Genomic DNA, 253 nt, shown 5'->3' with positions numbered 1-253 from the left:
CTATGATGCGTACTTACATCAAAAAAGTATATGCTCAAGTAGCAGCAGGTGAAAAAGCAGCAGCTGAAGCAGCATTCGTTGAAATGCAAAAAGTTGTTGACCGTATGGCTTCTAAAGGCTTAATCCACGCTAACAACGCAGCAAACCACAAAGCTAAATTAGCTGCTCAAATCAAAAAATTAGCGTAATTAAAGCATTAAAACAGCTTAAAAATAAAACCGCACTTTGGTGCGGTTTTTGTTTACCGTAAACC

1 protein-coding gene is annotated in these 253 nt (G+C 37.9%); it reads left to right on the top strand.

From position 1 onward, the window contains the following. On the top strand, window positions 1-188 hold a 188-nt coding region (gene rpsT, locus ACTHS4_RS12205; protein ID WP_440366022.1), incomplete at its 5' end, for a 30S ribosomal protein S20. Between the last annotated feature and the right edge of the window lie 65 nt (window positions 189-253).

It is taken from the genome of Neisseria sp. P0014.S009, assembly GCF_051958155.1.
Lineage (GTDB): Bacteria > Pseudomonadota > Gammaproteobacteria > Burkholderiales > Neisseriaceae > Neisseria > Neisseria flavescens_C.
This window is presented reverse-complemented; position numbering and strand designations above follow the sequence as displayed.